This window comes from Bryobacter aggregatus MPL3 (assembly GCF_000702445.1).
In the GTDB taxonomy this organism is placed as follows: Bacteria; Acidobacteriota; Terriglobia; order Bryobacterales; family Bryobacteraceae; genus Bryobacter; species Bryobacter aggregatus.
This window is the reverse complement of record NZ_JNIF01000003.1, coordinates 138,636-154,843: the sequence shown is the minus strand read 5'-3', so window position 1 is coordinate 154,843 and position 16,208 is coordinate 138,636. Positions and strand designations below refer to the sequence as shown.

Here is a 16,208-nt window from a genome sequence, read left to right as displayed (position 1 = left end):
GGCCATGAGCGAACGCACATTGATTAAAAGCAAACTCGACGCGGCCACCGCCATTCACGACGAGGTGCTTCCGGCTGGCGAAGGCTGGATCCACGCGGTGAAGAAAGGCGAGACCTTCCGCATCGTTGACTTGGACGGCAATCAGGCCGCCGATACTCTCATCTACAACCTCCACGACTTCAGCGAACGCTATTCCGCACTCGACACCATCAACAGCCAAGGCAACATCTACCTCACCACAGGCTCCAGCCTGGTCTCCAATCTTGGCAATGAACTGATGCGGATCACGGCTGATACTTGCGGCCGTCACGACACGCTCGGCGGCGCCTGCGCCGCGGAATCCAATCAGGTTCGCTACGCGATTGAAAAGCGCTACATGCACAACTGCCGTGCCAGCTTCATGGCTGCTCTCATGAGCTGGGGGCACGAGAAGCGCGACATCACCTCCAACATCAACTTCTTTATGAATGTCCCGGTGACGCCCGAAGGCAAACTCACCTTTGAAGACGGCATCAGCGAAGCAGGCAAGTATGTCGAAATGGTCGCAACCATGGACGTTGCGGTGGTGATTAGTAACTGCCCGCAACTCAACAATCCTTGCAACGCCTACAACCCGACACCGGTACGTCTCCTGATCTGGGGTGCGCATGTTTCGTAAAGTTCTGATCGCAAATCGCGGCGCTATCGCCTGCCGCATCGAGCGGACCCTCAAGCGCATGGGCATCGCCAGCGTTGCCGTCTACAGTGAAGCAGACCGCCACGCACAACACGTCGAGGACGCCGACGAGGCCGTGCTCCTCGGTCCCGCGCCCGCTGCGGAAAGCTATCTCCGCGGCGATCGCATTATCGAGATCGCCCGCGAACTCGGTGTCCAGGCAATCCATCCCGGCTACGGCTTCCTCAGTGAGAACGCCAGCTTTGCTGAATCCTGCGAGGCCGCCGGCATCAAGTTCATCGGTCCCACCGCCGAGCAGATGCGCGCCTTCGGCTTGAAGCATCGTGCCCGCGAACTGGCCGTGCAAGCGCAAGTGCCGTTACTGCCCGGAACCGGTCTTCTCAGCGGTACGGACGAGGCCAAGCGCGAAGCCGGTCGCATTGGCTATCCGGTCATGCTGAAGAGCACCGCCGGTGGCGGCGGTATCGGCATGCGTCTGTGCCGCAACGAAGCGGAGCTCGTGGACAGCTACGCGAGCGTCGAACGCCTCAGCCTGGCCAACTTCAAGGATGCAGGCCTCTATCTCGAAAAGTATGTCGAGAAGGCGCGCCACATTGAAGTGCAGATTTTCGGCGACGGCAGAGGTTCCGCGATTGCCTTGGGCGAGCGCGACTGCTCCGTCCAGCGCCGCAACCAGAAGATCATCGAAGAGACTCCGGCGCCCGGGCTCAGCGAGGCGTCCCGTAAAGATCTGCTCGCCGTTGCTGAGCGTCTCGCCGCAACGGTAGGCTACGAATCCGCCGGTACCGTCGAGTTCGTCTACGACGAGGCGGCCAAGCAGTTCTACTTCCTCGAAGTGAACACGCGCCTGCAAGTGGAGCACGGCGTCACCGAAGAAGTCAGCGGCGTCGATCTGGTGGAGTGGATGCTGCTCGCTGCGGCAGGCGAAATTGGCGATCTTGAAGCCCGCCGTCCCCAGCCTCAGGGCGCTTCCATCCAGGTGCGTCTCTATGCCGAAGACCCGAACAAGAACTTCCAGCCCAGTGCAGGCCGGCTCACCAACGTCGCGCTGCCAACAAACTTGGCCCGCGTCGATGGCTGGGTCCGTTCGGGCTCAGAGGTCACTGCTTATTACGATCCGCTCCTTGCCAAGCTGATCGTCAAGGCAGACACGCGCGAGGCCGCGCTCGCCAAGCTCGGCGCAGCCCTTGCAGCGGCCCGTCTGGACGGCATCGAAACCAATCTCACCTACCTGCGTGCGCTCATTGAAGACCCCCGCTTTGTCAGCGGCGAAGTCTTCACTAAGATGACCGATAGCTTCGTCTACAAGCCGCGCAGCTTTGAAGTCCTTGATGGCGGCACGATGACGACCGTGCAGGATCTCCCTGGCCGTCTTGGCTATTGGGATGTCGGTGTCCCGCCCTCGGGCCCGATGGACGCGCTCAGCTTCCGCACCGGCAATTTGCTGCTCGGCAATCCCGAAGGGGCGGCGGGCTTTGAGTGTACGCTGAACGGCCCCACGCTCCATTTCCATTGCGACACCCGCATCGTCCTCAGCGGCGCGCAGATGGAGGCCACACTCAACGGCAAGCCGGTCCCCTACTGGCAGGCGATCGAGGTGCCTGCGGGCGCGACGCTCGAAGTCACAGCCGTCGAAGGTCCTGGCGCCCGCACCTACATCCTCTTTGAAGGTGGTCTCGATCTTCCCGACTATCTCGGCAGTAAGAGCACCTTCACTCTCGGCAACTTTGGCGGCCACGGCGGCCGTGCCTTGCGCACTGGCGACGTACTGCATCTCGGCGCACAAACAGAGCAGGGAACTGCCGAAGTGCTCCCAATCCCCGAGATCACCAACACATGGAACATCGAGGTCCTCTACGGTCCCCACGGCGCGCCGGACTTCTTCACGGACCAGGACATCGAAACCTTCTTTGCCACCTCCTGGAAGGTGCATTACAACTCCTCGCGCACCGGCGTGCGCCTCATCGGGCCCAAGCCGGAGTGGGCACGCAAGGATGGCGGCGAGGCTGGGCTCCATCCCTCCAACATCCACGACAACGCCTACGCAATCGGCACGGTCGACTTCACTGGCGATATGCCGGTGATCCTCGGTCCCGATGGCCCCAGCCTCGGTGGCTTTGTTTGTCCGGCCACCATCACCTCGCGCGATCTCTGGAAGATCGGCCAACTCAAGGCAGGCGACACCATTCGCTTCCACGCCGTTGCCATGGATGGCGTGCGCGCCCCGGCGATTGTTCACACCAACAAGGACGTTGTCTATCGCCAATCGGGCGATCGCTACCTCCTGATTGAGTACGGCGAAAAAATTCTCGATCTGCCGCTGCGCTTCCGCGTCCAGGCGGTCTACAACTGGTTCCTGGCCAACAAGCCGGCTGGCGTCATCGACGTCACCCCGGGCATCCGTTCCTTCCAGGTCCACTACGACCCCACCCGCGTCAGCCGCCAGACTCTTCTCGATCTCATCGATCGAGCCGAAGCTGATGGCGACTCCGACGCCAACGCCGAAGTGCCCTCGCGCGAAGTCTGGCTCCCCTTGAGCTGGGACGATCCGGCCACGCGTCTGGCCATCGACAAGTACACCCGCTCGGTGCGTCCCGACGCGCCCTGGTGCCCGTCCAACATCGAATTCATTCGCCGCATCAACGGGCTCAAGTCGGTCCAGGATGTCTATGACATCGTCTTCAATGCCAGCTATCTTGTACTCGGTTTAGGGGACGTATATCTTGGTGCTCCGGTCGCCACACCCGTCGACCCGCGGCAGCGCCTTGTCACCACCAAGTACAATCCGGCCCGCACCTGGACGGCAGAGAATAGCGTTGGCATCGGTGGCGCGTATATGTGTGTCTATGGCATGGAAGGCCCCGGCGGCTACCAGTTTGTCGGCCGCACCATCCAGATGTGGAACACCTACCGCACCACTCGCGAGTTCCCGCCCAACCACCCCTGGCTGCTCCAGTTCTTCGATCGTATCCGCTTTTTCCCCGTCACTGCGGAAGAACTGCTGCGTTTGCGCGAAGACTTCCCCAATGGCCGCTACCCGCTGCGCATTGAGGAAGGCAGCTTCGGCCTCAAGCCCTATCGCGAGTTCCTCTCTTCAATTGAAGACTCTGCTGCTGCTTTCAAGGCCACCCAGCAAACAGCCTTCCAGGAAGAGCGTGCGCGCTGGGCCGCCAGTGGCGCCGACAAGGTCAGCGATGACGATCTGGCCGTGGTCGACGAGGCTCCCGCCATCGTCGTGCCGCCCGGCTATAAGGCGCTCAAGGCATCCACTGCCGGCAGCATCTGGAGTATCGATGCGCAAGAGGGCGATCTGCTCCAGCCCGGCCACAAGGTCATTCTGATTGAAGCAATGAAGATGGAAGTTGCGGTCGCCACAGCCAGCGGTGGTACGCTCCACTCCCTCCACTGCAAGCCCGGCATGCCTGTGATGCCCGGACAGATCCTCGCCATCCTCAAGTTGGAGATCAACGCATGAAGCCGACCGAAGCTGTTCGCCAAGCTTACGCGCGGATTGCTGCTGAAACCCGGCAGCCTATCTGGATCTCGAAAGTCCCCGAGGCAAAAGCGCTCGCCCAGGCGGCCGCTCTGGAAGAGCACCCCGAAGCGGCGGCAAAGCCCCTCTACGGCATGACCTTCGCGGTCAAAGACAATATCGATGTCGCAGGCATGCCCACCACGGCGGCCTGCCCGGCCTTCTCTTACACCCCGGAGCAGAATGCTCCAGTGGTCGACAAACTGCTCGCCGCCGGGGCCATCCTGGTGGGCAAGACAAACATGGATCAGTTTGCTACTGGTTTGGTTGGCACCCGCTCGCCTTATGGCGCTTGTTCGAGTGTCTTCAACGCCGATTACATTTCCGGTGGCTCCAGTTCTGGTTCTGCTGTTGCAGTCGCGCTCGGTCAAGTTGATTTCGCACTGGGCACGGACACCGCTGGTTCCGGCCGCGTCCCCGCTGCTTTCAATAACCTGGTTGGCTTAAAGCCCACCAGAGGCTTGATCAGTGCAGCTGGAGTCGTCCCAGCCTGCCGCACGCTCGATTGCGTCTCGATCTTCAGCCGCAATGCGGCTGACTCGCTGCGTGTCTTGAAAACTGCGGGCCCCTCGCTGTCCGCGGGCAAAGGCGGCGCCTGGCACCCCACCCATCTGCGGCTCGGCATTCCCAAGGCAGACCAACTCGCCTTCTTTGGCGATAGCGAGGCAGAGAAACTCTACCGCGCCAGTATCGACAAGTTCGCCGCTCTCGGCGCCGCCATCGTCGAGATCGATTTTTCCTCCTTCCGGGAAGCGGCAGACTTGCTCTATAGCGGCCCCTGGGTTGCAGAACGTCTCGCCGCCATCGAAAGCTTCGCCAACGCTCACGAAGCCGACATGGACCCCGTCGTCGCCAGGATCATCCTCGGCGCGCGCAAGTACAATGCGGTCGACACCTTCCGCGCGATGTACCGTCTCGAAGAACTCCGCCATCGCAGCGGGGCAGAGTGGGCTCAGATCGATTGCCTCCTGCTGCCCACCACCGGTACCACCTTCACCCACGCCCAAATTGCTGAAGACCCCATCGGCCGCAATACTCAACTCGGCTACTACACAAACTTCGTCAATCTCTTCGATCTCAGCGCGCTGGCCATTCCCGCGGGCTTCCGTCCCAATGGCCTTCCCTTTGGCATCACGCTAATGGGCCCGGCCATGGCTGAGGAAGCGCTCACGGCCACCGCCATGGCATTTCTCGGTGAGATGGCCCCTGCGGTCCTCCCCACTGGCTTCATCGAAGTGGCGGTGGTCGGGGCGCATCTGACGGGCATGCCGCTCAACTGGCAGCTCACGTCGCGCGGCGCCTATCTCCGCGAGACGGCGAAAACCTCTCCGGAGTATCGCTTCTACGCGCTCGCCAACTCGACGCCCCCCAAGCCGGGTCTGCAACGCGTGCCTGGGTTTGAAGGACCCGGCATCGAACTCGAGATCTGGGCGATGCCCGCATCGGAATTCGGCAGCTTTGTCGCCGCGATTCCGGCCCCGCTCGGCATCGGCACAGCCCGCCTTGCCGACGGCCGCGACATCAAGTGCTTCATTGCCGAAAACTTCGCCATTGGCGAGGCGACGGAGATCACGCAATTTGGCGGCTGGCGCGCCTACATCGCCTCACTGAAACACTAAGCCCTGGCGATAATAAGACGCCCAGTCCTTAGTGAAGTAAATACTAAGCGCGATACCGGTATCGGTTTTCATCTCGACGTAGTCAATAAACAAGCCGCGCACCGGCTCCTCGCGCTTCGCAATCACAAAGGTCTTTTCCTTGCCGAAGAGGCCTTTCACATGGAGCATCACGCTGCCGGGCCCCATGCTCAGATAGGCATGGCGAAGCCGGCCCAGGCCCTTCCCGCTGCGTACAAATCCCAGGACCGATTGCGAACCGGCCACCCGTGCCCAGGCCGGAATCTCAACATCCGCATCCGGATGCGAAAAGCTCAGCAGCCTGCCGGTCACCGTACGCAACAGAAAGCGGAGCACCCGCAGCAGAAACGGCAAAGCCACCGCAATACAGGCGACAATCACCAGCAGAATCGGCAACGCAACCCAAGGATAGTTGTAGGCCAGCACCAGAATGCCCACCACGCCAAAGTCCTCGGCAACGCTCATCGCAGAATGCGTGACAGGGTCTGGCAACACATGGGCTGCCAGGCGTGTGCCCATTTTCGTCGCATGCGTTCCCAGGGCAACGCTGCCGCCCACCAGCATCGCGATGGTCTGCATCTTTGGGTCCAGGTTCCCCACCGCGCCCATGGCCAGCAAAGCGCCGCCTACCGGGCGAATGAAGGTGTGCAGCGAATCCCACAGCGGTGTAAAGCCCGGCACTTTATCGGCGATAAACTCCAGGGCATACAGCAGCGCTGCCACGCCCAGCACCCACGGATGCGACAACACCTCGAGCCCCGCTGGCAGGCCATGAATCCAGCCAAAGTGCTGCGCAATTCCCAGCGTCAGCACCGTCGCATACAAGTTGAGCCCCGATGCCACGCCCAACGCGAGAATGCCCGACAATCCCTGCGTGAAGTTCATTTTGCCCTGACTGTGATCATCCGGTACACCGCTAGCAACAACACGGCCCCCAGCAGTGACATCAACCACCCGGCCGCTTCGCCTTCTGCATAGAGGTGTAGCGCCCGCCCGATATAGCCGCCCACGAGGCTTCCCGCAATCCCCAGCAGGCAAGTGAGGATGAAGCCACCCGGATCCTTCCCGGGCATCAGGAACTTGGCAACAGCACCGATGATCAACCCGAACACAATGGTTCCGATCATAGGTCTTCATTGCACTGAAGCTCTTCTCCGGAGTCAAGGGTCCTTCTGGTTGGCGCGAGAGTGGGCCTAAGGTGTCTACCTCATTGTTTCGTTCGGTTTTCTTGCCGATACTACTTTCGTACCCAGTACTCGTGAAAAGATTTCTTCGCTAAGGATTCAGTTTCCGAATCTAGTTTTCAGGGAATGTTGGCCGAAATGGCTTTTGAACTAGGAACCACACTCGGCGATTATCACTTGATCGATGTCCTCGACAGCAATCGAGAGGGCACGAGCTACAAAGTGCGCAATGTTTCCGAGCAACGCTTCGAAATTCTTCGTGTTCTTTCGGAATCAACACAGAGTGATCCCGTACGTCTGGAACGCTTCCAACGTGAAGCCAAGATTCTGGCTCGTCTCAACCATCCACACATCGTCAGCTATCGTTCATCGACGAAGCTGGGCGGCCGCTATGTTCTCGCCACTGAGTTAGTCGAATGCACCAATCTCGCAGAGCGGCTGGAAGTAGGGCCGCTTTCTCTTCCTGATGCCGTGAAGTTCATTTGGCAGGCGCTGGACGCCCTTGAGTGCGCGCACCAAGGCGGCGTGGTGCATCGCGACATCCATCCTGGAAAGCTGCTGATTACTGCGGAGTCGGAACTGAAGCTCTCTGGGTTTAGTCTCGCCCGGAGTACGGCGGACCCGCGCCTCACACAGGCTGGAGTTGCGATCGGATCGGCCCACTACATGTCTCCCGAGCAGGTACAGGCCACCGGAGACCTGGACGCCCGCTCAGATCTTTACTCTTTGGGCGTGGTTTTTTATGAGTTGACCGCGGGCCGCAAGCCTTTTGAATTCGACAGTCAGTTTGACCTCATGCTGGCGCATGTCGAAACCGCTCCGGAGCCGCCCAGCAAGTGGAATTCGCAGATTCCACCTGAACTCGACGCCATCATCCTCAAATCCCTTGCCAAGAACTTGAGCGAGCGATTCCAGTCGGCTGGAGAGTTCCGCAATGCGCTCCTGTCAATCTCATTGGGTGGCATTCCCGAACCGGCAGAGGACATCGAAAAAGCGCTGAGTGAGATGAAGCGGCGGGGCCGGGAATGGAACCGCCAGGCGAACGCGCTCTCTGCCGAGATTCTCGTGCACCAGGGGGAATCTCTTCCCCGGCCACCAATGCCATCAACGCTCTACGGCATGCCGCGCCTGCTCGTGATTGCCCTGATGACCATTGGCGCGATCGGACTTTTCTTCCTGACGAATGGATTGAAGTAAGCCAATGGCACTCCAGGTTGGCGAATCGGTAGGGCACTATCAAATCGTTGAAGAGATCGGTGCCGGTGGTAATGGCCGAGTTCTAAAGGTGGAACATCTCATCACCCGGCGCCGTGAGGCGATGAAGATTCTCATCAACGGACGGCCGACTTCGCAGGAATACGCGCACAGTTTCCTGCGGGAGATCCGTCTCCAGGCTAGTCTCGATCATCCCAACATTGCTGCTGTTCTCAACGCATTCTGGTTGGAAGATGACCTTGTCATGGTGATGGAGTTGATTGAGGGGAGTTCGCTGCAGAAGCTACTGAGCGGCCGCAGATTGAGCCTCGAACAAGGGCTTGGCATCATGCGGCAAGTCCTCCATGCTCTTTCCTACGCCCACTCGAATGGAGTCGTCCATCGCGACGTCTCCACGGCCAACATCATCGTCCACGAAACTGGCCGCATCAAGCTCACTGATTTTGGTCTGGCCCGGGGCTCTTCAGAAATGGCGCTGACCGAAGCGGGTGGCATGGTGGGCTCGCCAAACTACATTTCTCCCGAGCAAGTGCGGGGCGCTACTGCTCCAGACCAACGCAGTGACATCTATTCGACGGGAGTTGTGCTCTACGAACTCCTCACAGGAACCCGTCCCTTTGCCGGAGACTCTGCCTTTCTGTTAATGCAGGCGCATGTCCAGCAAAGTCCGCAGCCGCCCATTGAACGCAATGCGGTGATTCCGCGCTTTATCAACGACGCCATCCTCAAGGCGCTGGCGAAGAATCCTTTGGATCGATTCCAGTCGGCGGAGGAGTTCCTCGCCGCGATTGATGGTCCCAGCGGCACATCCGATCCTGTGTCCCATCTGGATCAGATGCTGGACACGCCGCCGCTTCCTCCCACGGCAAAGCCAAAACGAAGTCTGTTGCGCCGGATCTGGACCAGTCCGATTATGGGCGCTCTGCTCGGGATTGGAGTGGTGGCAGCAGCCGTCGCTCCGGTGCTGCTCTATGATTTTGCAACGGGACGCCCGCGCTTTGGCCCTGCCTCGCGTGCAGCGGAAGTTGGAAAGCCTAAGGCTGCTCCGAAGCCGCCCCCGGGCGAGCGGGGGAAGCCTGCCCTCAAGAAGGCTCCAAGCCCGCGAAAAACGGCCAATCGCTAAATCTCTGAAGCGACGATCGGATGGGTGTGCACCGTATTGCGCACAGGCTTCACCGTGCGCAGATAGGCATAGAGTGCCCGCAGATCATCCTCACTCAACTGGCGAAAACTTAGCCACGGCATCAGCGTAAAGTTGGCTTGTACATTCGCCGGCAAATTCGACTCATTGAAGTTTGCAAAGCCCTTGAATTTGTCGATAAATTGTTGCTCGCTCCACTTCCCAATTCCAGTCTCAATGTCCGGCGTGATGTTCGCGCTCAGCACTTCCAGCTTCGGCATCCGGAAAGACTCTCCGCCGGCAAGCTCCATGCCCGCCACGGCTTCGCCCTTCTCCCGGCGCGTGTGGCAGTTCGAACAGGCGCCGAGGGTGGCCAGATACGTTCCGTAGGCGAGACGGTCTGCTCGGTCAGGGGCCGCCACTGGAGTGCTCACCGGTTGCGGTGTGCTCTGCATGAGGAAGCTCACCGGGAAGTCGACAGACGATCGGGGAAGGGGATTGCGCACCGCAGGCAGCGAACGCAGATAAGCCACCACCGACTGCACATCCTCATCGCTCATCTTGGCGAAATTCTGATAAGGCATCAACGGGAAGAGTGCATGGCCATCGCGAGACACTCCCTCTCGAATCGCCCGGATGATCTCGCCATCCGTCCATTTCCCCAGTCCGCTTTCCGGGTCGGGTGTGAGGTTCGGCGCTACGATCGAACCGGGGAATCCTGCCTCTTTCGGAAACGCCGAACCGGCTCCATTCCGTCCCGCGATCACAGGCAGATTAAATTTCTCTCCATTCCGCCCGGAGTGACAACCTGTACAATCCGCAACCACCTCATAGAGATATTTCCCTCGCGCCACTCTTTCTGGCGTCCGCTGTACCACAACGGCGGAAGGCGCAGCCGTCACGGGTCCGCGCAGGCAAATCCATCCAATGGCGCCACTGATGCTCGCCAGCAAAAACAATCCAATCAAACGTTTCATCTCGTCCTCACACGCGAAGTTCCATCTTCGATTGGCTCATGGCTGTGTCGCCCGCTCCAGACTTTCGAGAATGACAAAGGCTTCGGGGTGGGTATGGCCACACATCTCCACATGCGGACGCAGGCTGGAGCAAACGGCCGGTCTCTCGGGTTTACCAAAGAGCAGGCAGGCATTCTCCACACTCAATTGCACGCAACGTACAAACGCTGCCTTCCCTTTCGGCATCCCCGGAATCGGAGAAGAAATTGAAGGCACAATGCAACAAGCGGCACACCCAACGCGGCAATCCATCAATTCCGAATATACTGGCACAGATCCCCGCGCATGCTTTCTCGTAATCTCACCATAGACGTTTATCGCGGCTTTGTCATGCTTCTCATGATGGCCGAAGTGCTCCGCCTGCCCCGGTTGGCACGGGACTACCCGGGTAACCCGATTTTGGACTTCCTTGCCTTTCACCAATCCCATGTCCCTTGGGAAGGCCTTTCCCTGCACGACATGATCCAGCCCTCCTTCTCCTTCCTGGTGGGGGTGGCTCTGCCTTATTCGTTGGCCAGTGGCAAAAAACTGTTCCGGCACGCGCTCTGGCGCGCTCTTGTGCTTGTGGCGATGGGAATTTTTCTCCGCTCGATGTCCTCACCCCAGACGAATTTCACCTTTGAAGACACCCTCACCCAGATCGGCCTTGGCTATCCCGCTTTGTTCTTGCTCGGCCGCACCAAGCCGCGAACGCAATGGATTAGCTTTGGACTCATCCTTTTCTTCTACTGGCTCGCTTGGGCGATCTATCCGATCCCTGGCGCGTCCTTCGCCGCACACTGGTTCAAGGCGGATAACCTCGGTGTCGCCTTCGACGCCTGGTTCTTGAATCTATTCCCGCGGCCAACGCTCTTCGTCGCTAATAGCGGCGGCTATGGCACGCTGAGTTTTATTCCCACCCTGGGCACAATGATCCTCGGCCTCATTGCCGGGCAGTGGCTGCGTGCCACCCGAGAGTTGGCAATCTATTTGAAAACCGCGGCTGTCCTGCTGGCCGCTGGCTTACTGCTGCAGTTCACCGGCCTCTGCCCGATCGTAAAACGCATCTGGACTCCGGCCTGGACCCTCTTCAGCGGCGGCATCTGCTTCCTGTTTCTAGTGGGCTTTCGCTACGTCCTCGAAATTAAGGGGAAGACCCGCTGGGCCTTCCCCTTGATTGTTATCGGCATGAACTCCATGGCCGCTTATTGGATCGCTCACGTGCTGCCATCTTTTCTGGCCTCGACGCTGAAGATTCACCTCGGTTTGTATCTGCCAGTGGCCGCCATCGGCCCGCCGCTGATTCTTGCCATGGAGTGGTGGTTGCTCTACTGGATGTACCAGCGCAAACTGTTTCTGCGGGTCTAGTCCGGCAGCGTGGCCGCCACCCGTTTCGGGTCGATGCGCGCCACGCTCATCTTGGCTGGGTTCACCAGCCAGATCGATCCCAGGCCAAAGCGCACCATCCCGCCGCCATCGCCCACAAACTGCTGCATCACTTTGTCATTCTGTGCGTGGATCTTAGTCAGTGGATAGCCTGCCGCGCTCACCCAGACCTGCCCATCGCCGAAGGCCAGGTTGCCGCCGCCATTCGACACACCGGTTTCGATCGTCGCCACCACCTTGTTGGTTTTGGGATCGATCTTCGATACCTTGCCTTCCAGGTTTCCGAGCACCCAAAGATGAGCTTCTCCGAACACCACCGCAATGGGTTCCTTTGCGGTTTCGATGCGCTTCTCCACCAGGTTTGTTTTCGGATCGATGCGCAGCAACTGATTCTCTTTCGGGCAGGTCACCCAGAGTGCATCCTGCTCGAACTGAACCGTATTGCAACTCGGCCCCAGTCTCAATTCGCTCACGACATGATTGGACTTCGGGTCCACGCGGGAGAGCGTCCCAATCTCATCGCTCAACACCCAAACACTATCTGCGTTCGCGGCGAGGACGAGGTTCCCTTTGCCAACTCCCACTTCAACGCTGGCCGCAATCTTGCCACTGCGTGGCTCCACTCGCGCAATGGACTGCTTCTTGCAGTCTGGCACCCACAGATTGCCAAATGCGGAAATCATACCGCCACAAGGTTCTTCAAATCCCTTCCAGGAATCGGTTGCCTTGTTGTCACGATTGCCGATCCGTGCGATCACTCCCTTGTCACGTAACGGCACACTGATCGCCATTCCTTCGGCGAACAGAAAGGATGGCGTTCCCTCAAGCGTGAGTTCCGCTTCCGCCTTCAGGTTCGCGATCGGAATCTGAACCCCGGGCGTCTTGACACCGGCGCGCGGAGGCCAACTCGCGTTCTTCCCTGGCTTTTCTTTTTCTTTTGCCCCTGCGAAACCGCACACCAGACAGAGCATCACAATCAGCTGCAAAGTCAATCGCATCAATACCTCACTGAGAACTTACGAAACGATTCGTGACAGGGAACAAGTGGGCGAGCGCGGCCGAAAATCGAGTATAGCGTCCCCCTGAGCAATTGACAAATTCTCCTGCGAACAGCTATAACAAGCTATACGCAGTTGCTTCTGCGCGGTCTCTGAGATCCTGTATATCTCTGAGACTCTCCCCCCGTCAGCCAGCCCTTCTAGCCCCGTTTCGCTCATCTCCTGATTTCGTCAACATAAGAAACCAATAGGCCCCCACCAACTCGTATGAGCATTGGCACGCTGAAACTAGATTCGCTTTTATCCTTCGTCCTCTTCTCTGTTGCTGCCCTCGGGCAAAGCGCCTCGAACCCTCCCGCTAATTCGCCCGATTACTTCGAACTTAAGATTCGGCCGATCCTGGCGAATAATTGCTTTGGTTGTCACACAAACTCCGCGATGGGCGGGCTCCGGCTCGATACCGCGGCTGCGATGCTCAAAGGCGCCAAACGTGGGCCTGCCGTGGTTGCTGGCGACCCGGAAAAAAGTCCACTGATTCTTGCCATCCGGCACACGGATGCGGATCCCAAGTTCCGGATGCCTCTGGGACAGAAGCTGAAGGATTCCGAAATTGAAGCACTGACAGCCTGGGTCAAAGCTGGCGCGGTCTGGCCCAAGGAACTTCCTACCGTATCTAAGGTAAACGGTAAGTATGTTATTTTCCCCGAACAGAAGAAATTCTGGTCGATGCTTCCGATGAAGCAACCGGACTTACCCTCTGTGAAAGATACGAAGTGGGGCAAGACGAACATTGATCGCTTTGTTCTCTCCAAGCTGGAGAAAGAGAATTTGAAGCCGGTTCGTTTCGCGACTAAAACCGATCTCATCCGCCGCGCCTACCTTGATCTCACCGGTCTGCCTCCCTCCTATGAGGAAATCCAGGCCTTCGTCAAAGACACTGCGCCTGATGCCTATTCGAAGCTCCTCGACAAACTGCTGGCCTCTCCGCACTATGGCGAACGCTGGGGCCGCGCCTGGCTTGACGTGGCGCGCTTTGGCGAAGACGACTACCGCAGTCTCGATCCCATGCGCCGCGGCTTCAACCCCTACCCGAATGCTTATGTCTATCGCGATTGGGTGATCCAGGCTTTCAACGACGACATGCCCTACACCCAGTTCGTCAAGTCTCAGATCGCCGGCGACTTGCTCGACCCCAAGAAGCTGCACAAGACGCTTCCTGGCACCGGCTTCCTCGGCCTCGGTCCCTGGTATTACGACAACGGCTCCACCGAAGTCACGCGCGCCGATGAACGTCACGATCGCGTTGACGTCGTCACCCGCGGCTTCCTCGGCCTCACGGTTGCTTGCGCCCGTTGCCACGATCACAAGTACGATCCCATTCCGCAGACCGACTATTATGCGCTCGCCGGTATCTTCTCGAACGTTACCTATGAGGAATACCCGCTCGCGCCCAAGAGCGTCGTCGACGAGTACAAGAAGATCGAAGAGCAAATTGACCAGAAGCAGCGCATCCTCGGCGACATGCAGAACAATCTCGGCAAGGCGCTCTCACAGTCGCTGGCCTTTGAGACCAAGAACTATCTGCAAGCTGTCTTCGAGGTCAGCGGTCCTCGCAAGATGGACATCGCCAACGTCGTCGAAACCCGCAAGCTTGACTACGAAGTGCTCGAGCGCTGGATCAAGTACATGGCCAAGGAGCAGAAAAAGTATCCCTACAAGAATGCCTGGCAGGCCATGATGAAGAAGCCCGCTCCGACGCCGCAGGAAGTCAAGAAAGTTTCCGAACAGTTCCACGAAGACGTGGTCGCTGTGCTGCTCGCCCGCAATGAGCTGGATGCCGAAAACAAGGTCATCGCCGATAAGGCTCTGCCCGGCACCAAGCCGAAGAAGCGCACCAGCAAGCCATCCAACTTCGTTACTAACGATGACTTCTGTCCCGGCTGCGGTCTCCGTCTGAAGAATCTGACCGACGACGAGAATAACTTCTATACGGAACTCTTTGTTCGCGAACTCACCGATTCCGACGACCCCAACGCCATGATGGCGATGGGCGGCCGTGGCGGCAAGCCCGGCGTCCTCAGCTTCCGTGGCTGGGGTCTTGAAAGCCGGGTTGGCGCTGAGTCTCAAACTCAGATCGCCAGCATCCGCAAGGACATTGAGGAAGCGCGGAAGAAGCTCGACCCCTCATATCCCTATCTCCACGGCATCAAGGACAAGCCGCTTGACGAGATATCAGAGTTGCCGCTCGCTATCCGTGGCGATCCGATGCAGACCGGTGATGAGGTCCCCCGTCACTTCCTCAGTGTTCTCGCTCCTGGCGATCCCGAGCCCTTCAAACAGGGCAGCGGTCGCCTGCAGTTGGCCGAGGCCATCCTCAAGCAGCCCATCACCAATCGCGTGATTGTGAACCGCATCTGGAAGGGCCACTTTGGTTCGGGCATCGTCGACACGCCGAGCAACTTTGGCATCACCGGCGAGCGTCCCACCAATCCAGAGCTGCTCGAGTATCTTGCTGCCAGCTTTGCGGCAAACGGACATTCGATCAAGAAGCTCCACAAAGAGATGATGATGAGCTCGGTCTATCAGCTCTCGACCGACAACGATACAAACGCCTTTGCCAAGGACTCGGGCAACCGCATGTACTGGCGCTATGAGAAGAAGCGTCTCGATGCCGAGCAGCTCCGCGACTCGGTCATGTACGTCTCGGGCAATCTCGATCCCAGCCTCGGCGGCCCTTCTGGCGAATTGAAGCCCAGCTTCCTCCGCCGTACCGTCTACGGCAAGGTCAGCCGCTACAAGCTCGACGAATACCTGCAACTCTTCGACTTCCCCACGCCGGCCATCAGCGCCGAAAAGCGCTTCACCACCACCGTGCCGCTGCAGCGCCTCTTCCTGCTCAATAGCGACTTCATGCAGTACGAAGCGGAAGAGATCGCCAAGCGGGTGATGCCCGAGCCTGACAATCGTGCTCGTGTGAAGAAGATGTTCCAGGTGATCTACGGACGCGATGCCAGCGAAGAAGAAATCAAGCTCGGCATCGAATACATCAAGAGTGAGCCGATGCTCTCTTACGAGGAACGCAAGAAGAAGGAGAAAGAAGCTGCTCCTGCGGCAAGAGGCCGCGGTGGTCGTGGGGGTACAGGAGGTCCAGGAGGCGCAATGGCTCCTTCTCCCGAAGTGACCAAGAAAGACGGCGCCCCCGATGCCGCTCCGAAGGAAGTGGTTGCCAAGGCAGAGATGCCGGAAGCCGCCGCACCCGAAGCTGCAGCCGCGCCAGCCGAGACTCCCATGGGAATGGGCATGATGGGCGGGATGGGTGGCTTCCCTGGAGCCGGTGGCATGATGGGCGGCCCCCGTCGTGGTCCTGGCGAAGAGAAGCCGCTGACTTATGACCCCACTGTTTGGGGCCGCTACGCGAAAGTGCTCCTCAGCTCGAGCGAGTTCTTGTTTATCAACTAGAGGAAA

The 16,208-nt window shown here is 59.1% G+C and carries 12 protein-coding genes; 7 read left to right on the top strand and 5 right to left on the bottom strand.

The features are described from left to right. The first annotated feature begins 4 nt into the window (after positions 1-4). The 3 genes from M017_RS0101075 to atzF are packed head-to-tail and all read left to right on the top strand — an operon-like array spanning position 5 to position 5,827. The gene (locus M017_RS0101075) at positions 5-658 is read left to right on the top strand and encodes an urea amidolyase associated protein UAAP2 (protein ID WP_031495107.1); all 654 of its coding nucleotides are present in this window, start codon (positions 5-7) and stop codon (positions 656-658) included. After that, positions 648-4,151 (top strand): 5-oxoprolinase/urea amidolyase family protein, encoded by a 3,504-nt coding sequence (locus M017_RS0101070; RefSeq protein WP_031495105.1) that lies wholly within the window; start codon positions 648-650, stop codon positions 4,149-4,151. Before M017_RS0101075 ends, M017_RS0101070 begins: the two co-directional genes overlap by 11 nt. After that, on the top strand, positions 4,148-5,827 hold the full coding sequence (gene atzF, locus M017_RS0101065) for an allophanate hydrolase (protein ID WP_035957573.1): 1,680 nt from the start codon (positions 4,148-4,150) through the stop codon (positions 5,825-5,827). Before M017_RS0101070 ends, atzF begins: the two co-directional genes overlap by 4 nt. Here atzF and M017_RS27250 read toward each other — a convergent pair. Together M017_RS27250 and M017_RS0101055 are read right to left on the bottom strand one after the other, a co-directional pair. Next, positions 5,813-6,730 (bottom strand): DUF4126 domain-containing protein, encoded by a 918-nt coding sequence (locus M017_RS27250; RefSeq protein WP_051669403.1) that lies wholly within the window; start codon positions 6,728-6,730, stop codon positions 5,813-5,815. The two genes, atzF and M017_RS27250, sit on opposite strands and share 15 nt — an antisense overlap. Then, positions 6,727-6,972 (bottom strand): GlsB/YeaQ/YmgE family stress response membrane protein, encoded by a 246-nt coding sequence (locus M017_RS0101055; RefSeq protein WP_031495100.1) that lies wholly within the window; start codon positions 6,970-6,972, stop codon positions 6,727-6,729. Before M017_RS0101055 ends, M017_RS27250 begins: the two co-directional genes overlap by 4 nt. A gap of 195 nt (positions 6,973-7,167) precedes the next feature. Between M017_RS0101055 and M017_RS0101050 the strand changes: the two genes are divergently transcribed. Both M017_RS0101050 and M017_RS0101045 read left to right on the top strand, forming a co-directional pair. Further along, entirely contained in the window at positions 7,168-8,226 is a 1,059-nt protein-coding gene (locus tag M017_RS0101050; RefSeq protein ID WP_162179798.1) for a serine/threonine protein kinase, read from the top strand. Positions 8,227-8,230: 4 nt separating this feature from the next. Next, a complete protein-coding gene (locus M017_RS0101045) occupies positions 8,231-9,367 on the top strand; it encodes a serine/threonine-protein kinase (RefSeq protein WP_051669401.1) in 1,137 nt (378 codons plus the stop codon). On the opposite strand, the gene M017_RS0101040 is transcribed toward M017_RS0101045, so the two are convergent. After that, entirely contained in the window at positions 9,364-10,341 is a 978-nt protein-coding gene (locus M017_RS0101040; protein WP_035957572.1) for a c-type cytochrome, read from the bottom strand. The genes M017_RS0101045 and M017_RS0101040 overlap by 4 nt on opposite strands. A gap of 36 nt (positions 10,342-10,377) precedes the next feature. Beyond that, the gene (locus M017_RS30060) at positions 10,378-10,632 is read right to left on the bottom strand and encodes a YkgJ family cysteine cluster protein (RefSeq protein ID WP_080507434.1); all 255 of its coding nucleotides are present in this window, start codon (positions 10,630-10,632) and stop codon (positions 10,378-10,380) included. 33 nt (positions 10,633-10,665) lie between these two features. Between M017_RS30060 and M017_RS0101035 the strand changes: the two genes are divergently transcribed. Continuing rightward, entirely contained in the window at positions 10,666-11,727 is a 1,062-nt protein-coding gene (locus M017_RS0101035) for an acyltransferase family protein (protein ID WP_202901594.1), read from the top strand. Here the strand turns inward: M017_RS0101035 and M017_RS0101030 are convergent. Further along, a complete protein-coding gene (locus M017_RS0101030; protein ID WP_031495091.1) occupies positions 11,724-12,743 on the bottom strand; it encodes a Vgb family protein in 1,020 nt (339 codons plus the stop codon). The two genes, M017_RS0101035 and M017_RS0101030, sit on opposite strands and share 4 nt — an antisense overlap. 267 nt (positions 12,744-13,010) lie before the next feature. Here M017_RS0101030 and M017_RS0101025 point away from each other — a divergent pair, with 267 nt between their 5' ends. Then, on the top strand, positions 13,011-16,202 hold the full coding sequence (locus M017_RS0101025) for a DUF1549 domain-containing protein (RefSeq protein WP_051669400.1): 3,192 nt from the start codon (positions 13,011-13,013) through the stop codon (positions 16,200-16,202). Positions 16,203-16,208: the final 6 nt, after the last annotated feature.